Here is an 8,811-nt window from a genome sequence, read left to right on the forward strand (position 1 = left end):
ATATACTTAATGATGCAAATATAAATAAATATAAAAAATGATTGTTTTAGAAGTGATTTGGGTCGACATTGAAAAAGAGAGCTATTTAACCAAAGAAAGGTGGTAGAATTTTAGCTTAGTATAATTGCTGTGTTTTTTATTTTTTGTACAGTTAACGAGATTGTATCAAAAAACAAAGTGAAGATAACACAATACTAATTGAGTTATCTTCACTTTGAGGCTATTAGCTATTTTTTAAAATTTAAGCATACAACACAGTTTTAATTATGTTGTATGCTTTAAAGAATTATTTCTATATAAGTAATCAGTATACATTGTGTCAACTAAAAGTATATTTCCATTTAATTATACTAAACATAAAGAAAACTAATAAAACAAAAATAAGAGGATGGCAAAAAAATGAAAATCTCAAAACTTGCTTCAATATTTATTATAGCTATCATATTTATTCCAGTATTTACTGGATGCGATAAGTCTACAAATACACCGCTAGTAATGTCACCGATTATAAAAACAATTTTTTTAAACACACTTAAAGAATTAGTTACTGATAAAACAATAACGCAGACTCAGTCAGATAAAGTGCTTAACGAAGTAAAAATGGAAATGTCTGAAGGTAAAGGTTGTTGTTATGGATTATTTCCATTAGTAAGAGATGGTGTAATTAATCAAGGACAATCTGATAAAATAAGCAAAAAAATTCACATAGTTATGAAAAATGATATGCTAAGTAGATAAATAATATAAGTTACAAAGTAACTTATATTATGGGTAATAAGAGCGTTAGTAGCTAAATTAATAAAATTGAGTTTATTTTAATCTAGCAAATTTATCGTTTGATGCTAAATAGTTTGCAATTAAATATATAAATACCATTATAGGAATAGAGTAATAGTGTTCCCAATGTGTCCGTCTATACAGTCCAAACAACTCATTTAAGGGTTCAAACATAAAAGAACTAATTAAAGAATATATTCCTGCTTTGATATAAGGACTGACATTAGGAAAATATTGAATACAAAGCATTGTAGCAACAGGCAATGCACAAATATCAAAGGGTATGAATTCTGGCATTAAAGGAAACACATTTACAGGGTAATACCATAAATTTAATGCTATACCAATCATGTCCAAACCAGCGGAAAATACCATAACAAATAAGGCGACAAATAACAGTCTATCAGTGCTTTCTTTTTTTCTAACCAATAACCAAATAGTCCACGGTAAAACAACTAATGATACTGCTATCCACCATCTCCATGTAAATAGAATGTTATTTTTCCAAAAATTGAAATACTCTATATGAACATTATGTAGTTTTTTATATAAACTATGTGATTGCGCTTCTAGTGTGCTCCAAACCATTATTAATTCACCTTTCAGGCATAAAGCCTTATATTAAATTTATTTTTGTTATATATTAATATGGTCTGATTTACTAACACCAAGTGCATGATTTGACCAAAGTGTAGCTGTCACCATTTCTGCAAGGGTTTCGTTACAATTAATTATAATAACAACCTCTGTTTCTTTCTTACTTTTCTTTTTATTTAAATACTTTTTTAGAGCAATAAACTTTATAGCAAAACCTACACCAAAACCAAAACCCAGACCAATTAGTCCCCACCATACAGGACCCCATTTTAGGACAAACCCATAAATACTGCCGAAAAGCATAAAGACGGCACCTAAGACTGAAGCCAAATCTATTAAACTTACACTATCAGAATGATGGATAGAATCAATAAGATTGATTTTTTCATTTGATTTATCTACTGGAACAACAAAAATGTTTTCTTTTTCTACGCCTTTCATTTCTAACGAAGTAAGTGCTAATTCCACATTAACTGAATAATCAAATGTAGAGATTATATACATGTTATCACCTTTATTTCCCCTCTCTTTATCTGGCATATGAAAATATTTACTTTGATAATCTGTTCTAAGGAATTTAGATTGCTCCCAATCATATAAATTGTTACCTTCTACACAATTTGTATAGGCATCATACATTGCATACATATAAAGAGAAGGAATATTTAATAACCATTGCCAATTGATAACAGACTTAGCCATAGCAAATTGACCGACTAATGAATACTGAATTGATGGAAGTATTTTGGAACAATACGCGACAACTATTACCCAAATATATACAAAAGCTGCTACGACAATTCGATGGATATATAGTTGGCCTGATCCAGGGCTAATTAACGACCATGCAGCAGCGACCCATGGCGTCTTTTTATCTAAGAAATTAATTTCTAGTGCTCCTACGTGAAAGGGCACAATTACTGCATCCTCTCTTGCTGCCAAAATAAAATTATTATTTAAATCAACTGTAGTTTCATAACTATCATATATAGCAAAAATATATGTTGGAATATAAAGTAGCGCATAATTAATATCAATTATATTTTTTGCCATTTGAATTTTACCTGTTAATGAATATAAAATTGCAAGGTTAATGTGTGAGTTATAATTTATATAGACTTCCCACAAAAATAAAAGAAATCCCCTTAAATATTTTGATAAAAGGAGATGCCCTAGTCCTGGAAAAGCCGCAGACCAGCATGCAATTATATATGGATTTCTTAAATGAATGGTTGTTGTACCAGTTAAACTTACATATGCTCTTTTTCTACGTGGTGTGCTATTAGATTTATAGTTATCCATTTTTTAACCCCATTAAACTGAATTTTACTCGTCTTATTTAATACATTTTATAAAATATGCCCTATATTCTACAACATGTCCTATATTTGTATTTATATACATACAGGTTCTGTAGGTGGACAAATGGTTATAAAATGGTTGAGGCTCACGAAAAAAATTTATTATAAAATAAGAAAAGTAAATAGAGCCTAGCATAATTGTTAGACTCTATTTATTTAAAGTGAATGTACCACAAGTATGATGTGAACTGCTCCCTGTCAAGTGTTACATTCAGAGTATCAATACGCGCTTAATAAAGTGCCCCCATATCTAATGATATGGGGGCACTTACGACGGAATACATGAAAATTTTGAAGCAACAAGCCCTATGGAGAAACGTTAATTTTCTTCTTTAAAAAGCTATTTACTAATATTCCGGCTTCATCAAATGACTGTGCACAATAGTTTTTAGAAAAAGGATTACTAAAACCATGGTTACCTTTTAATATATGAACAGTGACGTTCCGTTTTTTCAAAGAAATAACTAGTTCTTTTACATTGAATGATTTCTCTTTAGTAGGAAAAATTAGTAAAACCGGACATTTGGGAGTAATACTTATATAGTCTCTAATCCGTGAACCATAGAGCCCTATGATACCATCACACATAATATCGTCGCCGCTACATAACCATGCAATTGTTGCACCTATACTATATCCTAATAAATATATGTACATATATTGCTTCTTTGCTTGTATTATTAGCTGTTTTACTTGCTTAAATGCTAAATCGAACCCGATTTTATTTATGAAATGATGATAAGCTTCGTGTTGTTGATCGTAGTTAAAAGGGTGATTTAGATTAATTAAATTAGGGCAAATAATATCGTATCCAGCCATAGAAAACTTATCACAAACCAACTTAATATGCTGATTAATACCATATATCTCATGTAACACTATGATTACAGAATTAGAATTATTTATAATCTTCATGTAGGCCTCCCTAAAATATTTATTCAATTATACTACTATTTCCTTATCCAAGAGTCAGAATAATAATGATAATATGAATGAAAAAACGTTAAAAGTTCGTGTTATATCAAGTTAAAGTTCGTTTATTTTATATTGAGGTCATGGAAGTTAGGTATATAGCCAAAGTTCGCGTATGTAGATAAATAACGAACTCTATCATTTTCTACCTCCCTTTAATACGATAATAGTTCATTCCTTTTATTACAATACACTATCAGCCAACGACTATTTTTAAACCTAACTTTAATAGATATAAGTTTACCTCGTTGTATAAACTTCTCATATCCTGTAATATTTAATTTCTGATCTTCACTCTGTAAATTCATATATCTGTCAAACAATACTTTGTGTTTATCCATTCCTTATGTCCTTTCTTGTTTTTACAAATCCTACGATAGGTTCTTATAAAGTATGGCCACCTTTGGCCATATTACTAAAAAATTGTTGAGATTACTAATTTATAAACGTTTACAGCTATTATACGTTATTAAACAATAGATCATGTAGTGCTGATCTTGTTAATATATTTGTTGATTGCTTATAATTCAATCTTTTTAGTTCAGGAACTGATTCAAGTCTTTTTCTCCAGCTAGTTTTAGTTCGTGCCATTTTAGCTGAATTTTTAATATTAGGGTGAGTTCCCTTATTAATTTTATAATTTTTTAACATTTAAACCGCCTCATTCTCCATGTGTATATATAAATATTACCATAATTTTGTATTCTTTTACATTAACTTTGTGTTAAAAAAGTTTTTGCCATGTATTGTATTAAATAATGAGTTTAATTATAAAACAATAAATGCCGTGAAAACAGACTTCCACGACATTTGTGTTTTATAATTTTAATTAATTTTTTATAAGCTGATTTCTATCTTCCATTTGAGGTGGTTCTTCCATCCATTTATGTTTAATCATTAGTTTTCCACCTTTCTTTGCATAAGTAAATGCCTCTTTTCCAATAAGCGCAAGTTTAAGAGGTAAATCATTTCTCAGACTATAAGATGTACCTGAAACACTGAAAGTTAGTGCCGAACCGGACATTAAACTTGTTGTATACATCATAAGTTTATCTGAATAGGGTGGTTGAGTTGAATCTGTAGCTTTGCCTGCCCATGTACTTGGAGGAAGAATATCACTTTGCGATAATACATCACTCAATTTAGAGATAATCTTTTTTGCTAACTCTTTACCTTCTATAAAGTATTCTTTAACCTCACTCTCGGTTGCAACTTGTGCAAATCCTGTCATCAATTGCATACCAAAGATGTTATCTTCGATTATTTCATTAAGAAAACCAACCTCAATTGTATTTAATGCTCGTTTATCCGAAAAAGGATTAATTCCACTCATATATTTTTTATCTTCAATAAATTCTACTTTCTTTGGGAAAGTCACATATGGTGACTTTGCGAGAACTCCTTTTTTTAATAGATAGTTTGTTGTCATAACGTAATATTTATCAGCAATATCATAGTTAAGCTTTAATATATCATGAACCTCTTTCATATATGACATAGCTGTAAATATAGCAGAATGACTAAAATTTAATTTCATTAACTGGCGAAGATTCATTATTTTAAAAATATCATCAAATAGGGAGGGAGCTTCTTTGAACATATCACGTTCATCAAATCCTATTGGAATAATTACATTTTCACTATTAAATAAATTCACAATTTTATCTTTTAGACCTTCTGCGTCAGTAATATAGTTACTTAGTATGTTTTGAGCCTCTTTATCAATAGTTTTATCTTTCATAAACTTACATTTTATTATTAATGCACTTCCTGATATATAAGTCATCCACATTGTGCCTAATTCTGATGATGTTAATTGTATTTTCGCTTCTGTTGTCATATATAGGCCTTCTCTCTATTTAAATTTTTATTGTTGTCATTAATATTTAAATTAAATTCGTATTACCTTATAATGCTATAAGGTACTTTCATGATTAAAAAAATAATATTATAACCTATTAGTACTAGAATACACGCATAAATTGGTTTTTTATAATGCAGTATTAAAACTAAAAACATTATGTAATCAAATATCAGAGTATACCATATATTCCATCCGTTAAAGTGATTGAAATATCCGAATTTAATAGCAATAGATTCGGCAATCGAATATACAGCTACATAAAAAGAAACATGGATAATCTTTTTTGTTGTTTTTCTAGGTAAATGTGGAATAAACATCATTATTGTACTTGAGTATATCGTTATACACACAAATAAATCTGTAAAGGTATGATTTATTATTACTGGTTTATATGACCATAACGGATGATTATATGTTAATATAGAAAAAATTACGCTAGTTAAAATAAAAAATAATATTGTTGAATAGTATTTTCTCCAATTTCTCCAATCTCCTAATTTATAGCAAATAGCAATAGATACTACTGATAAAAAAATTAGATACATAAACTCACCTACTTTTGTGAACGAATTATGACAGACAAATAATTGATATCTTTACTTTAGTAATACCCATATTTTCATAAAATATTAATGACTTACTTGTGTCTGAAGTTTTAATATATGAAAATGGATGGGGAAAAAACAATGTCGTGAAAGTTTAATTTCACGTCGTTTGTTAAACCTATATAACGAGCCTATACCCTCATTCATGCTCTTTTGATATGCAATAAGTTTCTATTTTACTGCATAAAAGGTGTCTAATTGAGAATATACAATGTTTTATGCATGATTTTTGCTTTACAATAATTGCTATTTAGTCAAAATTAAAGTAATATGATATTACCTTTATTTTGACAAATGTTTTTAAATACAAAGATAATTAGTTGGGCTCCACCTTCCTAATTACCTTTGTATTTTTTTATTACCAATAAACATATACAATATTACAATATAGTTTTTATCTAACCTTATTTTGTAATATTAACTTGTCGGCTATCATTGCCATAAATTCTGAATTAGTAGGTTTTCCTTTTTTAATATTTATTGAATACCCAAAAAATTTATTAATAGTTTCAACTTGACCTTTATTCCAGGTGACTTCTATCGCATGCCTCATTGCTCTTTCTATCCTACTATCAGTAGTATTAAATTTTTCACCTAGCAATGGGTATAATTTTTTTGTAATTGATGATAAAAGTTCAATATCATTCACTAACATGTTTATTGCTTCTCTTAAATACATATAACCTTTTAAATGAGGAGGTATACCAATTTCATGCATAATATTAGTTATCTGAGCAATTATATCAACTTGATGATATGTATTAGTTTTTATATCAGCATTATCATTACAGATAAGTGCTTTTTTTATATGTGTACTACCACCTATAGTGCTATTTAACATCTGCCGTATTTTTTTAATTAAAACTTCTATGTCAAAAGGCTTTAAAATATAATAATCTGCGCCTAGCGATATGGCTCTTTGTGCTATTTTATCATTACCAACTGCCGACAAAACTATTATGCGTGGCATTGGTTCTAAATTAATTGTATTTATTTCTTCTAGGACCCCCAAACCATCAAGAATAGGCATAATTAAATCAAGTATTATTAAATCAGGTTTTTTTCCCTTAACTAATTTTAATGCTTCCACTCCATTTACTGCTATGCCAGCAACAACCATATCATTCTGCATTGAAAAACAATCATTAAGAATATTATCAAATTCTCTGTTATCATCAGCTATAATTATGCTTATTTTTGGTTCTTCCATATTGCTTATCCCCTTTACTTAACTCTCATCTTATTTGTTTTATATATAAATAATTTCGTTTTTTATATTGGATAAATAAAATACATTTTTACTTAATTATACTATTAATATTTTAATTTCATATAAAAAGTTATTTAATTCTAAACTTAATAAGTCTTACATTTTCCTTAGATTATTGGTATTGTTATTAAAATAAAAGGCATACAATATAACTGAAAATTATATTGTATGCCTTTTTAGTTTTAGAAAGTAATGTTTTCAATGCCTAATAAGTCTGTAATAGACCCAATGTGAAAGTAACTCAATTGGTATTGTGTTACTTTCACATAGTATTTGAGTTAACTTTATTAAATATATTTAATAAGTTCTCCGTTAGTTCTACAAAAAAATATAATAGCCTAGCAATTATACTAGACTAAAATTCTACCAGTTCTAAAATAATTATTTTTTATATTTACTTATAGTGTCATCATTAAGTATATTTATATTTATATTTATATTTTCTTTATCTAGCATCTTTTTATTAATATCATTATTCTTAAATATATTTACATCCTCTTTATACTCATTGTTTTTTATGTACTGCATAGCTTCTTTATTAAATATATAACACTGTTCAATAAATCTATTATCAATAATTGTTTTACTTATGCCTAAATTACTGCTAATGTTTCTTAGGCTCTCACCTTTTACAAGTATATTATTAATATATTTTAACTGATCCTGTATATCTAATTTATTAAACTCCTGTTTATCCAATATCATCACCCCAATAACATAATTATAACATTAATATATATAGGGATTGTTTAAGACCGGAATTAATTATAAACCAATACAATAAGTCCATAATTATCTTTTCTCATTAAGGCTATTCTAATGCTGATTATTTATAAAATTACAAAGTATATCAACTTGCTAAAGAGTGAGTATTAATTTGTAAAAAAATGAGACGCTAATTATTAATATTGGTTAAATATATTATATTACTGAGAATGTAAGGTTTTATCCAAAATCATACAGTGATATTCTTTTCAACAATCCAATAAAATAAAAACAATACAATAATTATCTATTGTATTGCATGGATATCATATTCCAAACATATAATTTTTAACATGTGATGCAATTAATGCAGAATCAATGGCAGTTATTTCAATACATAATAAAATCACGTTAATAGTTTACTTTTCCACTGGCTACAGAGATGCTGCCTACCCCCTCCAAAAAATAATAATTAAGGATTAGCTTGTCCAATTCTTGACTTAAAGAAACAACTTCTGAATCAACAAGGTTTTCAGTGACTTCTAGTAACCTTTCTAACTTATTTCTAAGCAATTCTAATTTTTCTTTTTTTGCTCTTTTTATATCTTTATTAATAACCTCATCAAGTCTATCTGAAATCTTTATCTGTTCAAAACCATA

11 protein-coding genes are annotated in these 8,811 nt (G+C 27.9%); 1 reads left to right on the top strand and 10 read right to left on the bottom strand.

Translation table 11 applies throughout. The features are described 5' to 3' along the window. Window positions 1–399 precede the first annotated feature (399 nt). Window positions 400–738, top strand: a complete 339-nt coding sequence (locus tag Q0649_RS10120; protein ID WP_298841061.1) for a hypothetical protein — start codon at window positions 400–402, stop codon at window positions 736–738. A gap of 72 nt (window positions 739–810) precedes the next feature. Here Q0649_RS10120 and Q0649_RS10125 read toward each other — a convergent pair whose 3' ends face one another. The 10 genes from Q0649_RS10125 to Q0649_RS10165 all read right to left on the bottom strand — a co-directional run. After that, window positions 811–1,365, bottom strand: coding sequence for a CBO0543 family protein (locus tag Q0649_RS10125; RefSeq protein WP_298841064.1), 555 nt, complete (start codon window positions 1,363–1,365; stop codon window positions 811–813). A gap of 48 nt (window positions 1,366–1,413) precedes the next feature. Further along, the gene (locus tag Q0649_RS10130; RefSeq protein ID WP_298841067.1) at window positions 1,414–2,676 is read right to left on the bottom strand and encodes a hypothetical protein; all 1,263 of its coding nucleotides are present in this window, start codon (window positions 2,674–2,676) and stop codon (window positions 1,414–1,416) included. 365 nt (window positions 2,677–3,041) lie between these two features. Further along, entirely contained in the window at window positions 3,042–3,650 is a 609-nt protein-coding gene (locus Q0649_RS10135; RefSeq protein ID WP_298841070.1) for a dienelactone hydrolase family protein, read from the bottom strand. Between the two features lie 212 nt (window positions 3,651–3,862). After that, window positions 3,863–4,048 carry a hypothetical protein gene (locus Q0649_RS10140; RefSeq protein ID WP_298841072.1) on the bottom strand — a complete coding sequence of 62 codons (186 nt, stop codon included), beginning with the start codon at window positions 4,046–4,048 and terminating at the stop codon, window positions 3,863–3,865. 118 nt (window positions 4,049–4,166) lie between these two features. Then, complete coding sequence (locus Q0649_RS10145) at window positions 4,167–4,358, bottom strand: hypothetical protein (protein WP_298841075.1); 192 nt, start codon at window positions 4,356–4,358, stop codon at window positions 4,167–4,169. Between the two features lie 178 nt (window positions 4,359–4,536). Next, window positions 4,537–5,547 (bottom strand): DUF3231 family protein, encoded by a 1,011-nt coding sequence (locus Q0649_RS10150; RefSeq protein ID WP_298841078.1) that lies wholly within the window; start codon window positions 5,545–5,547, stop codon window positions 4,537–4,539. Between the two features lie 62 nt (window positions 5,548–5,609). Next, a complete protein-coding gene (locus Q0649_RS23065; protein WP_367179373.1) occupies window positions 5,610–6,116 on the bottom strand; it encodes a CBO0543 family protein in 507 nt (168 codons plus the stop codon). Window positions 6,117–6,570: 454 nt separating this feature from the next. Beyond that, window positions 6,571–7,386: a sporulation transcription factor Spo0A gene (gene spo0A, locus Q0649_RS10155; RefSeq protein ID WP_298841082.1), complete on the bottom strand. Its 816-nt coding sequence runs from the start codon at window positions 7,384–7,386 to the stop codon at window positions 6,571–6,573. Window positions 7,387–7,827: 441 nt separating this feature from the next. Continuing rightward, window positions 7,828–8,145: a hypothetical protein gene (locus tag Q0649_RS10160; RefSeq protein WP_298841085.1), complete on the bottom strand. Its 318-nt coding sequence runs from the start codon at window positions 8,143–8,145 to the stop codon at window positions 7,828–7,830. A gap of 417 nt (window positions 8,146–8,562) precedes the next feature. Next, window positions 8,563–8,811 (bottom strand): aspartyl-phosphate phosphatase Spo0E family protein (locus Q0649_RS10165; RefSeq protein WP_298841087.1); only part of this gene is annotated, 249 nt, incomplete at its 5' end.

This window comes from uncultured Clostridium sp. (assembly GCF_937920395.1).
Lineage (GTDB): Bacteria > Bacillota > Clostridia > Clostridiales > Clostridiaceae > Clostridium_AD.

Bases quoted from the DNA above. Each gene is read 5' to 3' on its own strand.
- Q0649_RS10120 (WP_298841061.1), top strand. From the start codon at position 400: ATGAAAATCTCAAAACTTGCTTCAATATTTATTATAGCTATCATATTT.
- Q0649_RS10125 (WP_298841064.1), bottom strand. From the start codon at position 1,365: ATGGTTTGGAGCACACTAGAAGCGCAATCACATAGTTTATATAAAAAA.
- Q0649_RS10130 (WP_298841067.1), bottom strand. From the start codon at position 2,676: ATGGATAACTATAAATCTAATAGCACACCACGTAGAAAAAGAGCATAT.
- Q0649_RS10135 (WP_298841070.1), bottom strand. From the start codon at position 3,650: ATGAAGATTATAAATAATTCTAATTCTGTAATCATAGTGTTACATGAG.
- Q0649_RS10140 (WP_298841072.1), bottom strand. From the start codon at position 4,048: ATGGATAAACACAAAGTATTGTTTGACAGATATATGAATTTACAGAGT.
- Q0649_RS10145 (WP_298841075.1), bottom strand. From the start codon at position 4,358: ATGTTAAAAAATTATAAAATTAATAAGGGAACTCACCCTAATATTAAA.
- Q0649_RS10150 (WP_298841078.1), bottom strand. From the start codon at position 5,547: ATGACAACAGAAGCGAAAATACAATTAACATCATCAGAATTAGGCACA.
- Q0649_RS23065 (WP_367179373.1), bottom strand. From the start codon at position 6,116: ATGTATCTAATTTTTTTATCAGTAGTATCTATTGCTATTTGCTATAAA.
- spo0A (WP_298841082.1), bottom strand. From the start codon at position 7,386: ATGGAAGAACCAAAAATAAGCATAATTATAGCTGATGATAACAGAGAA.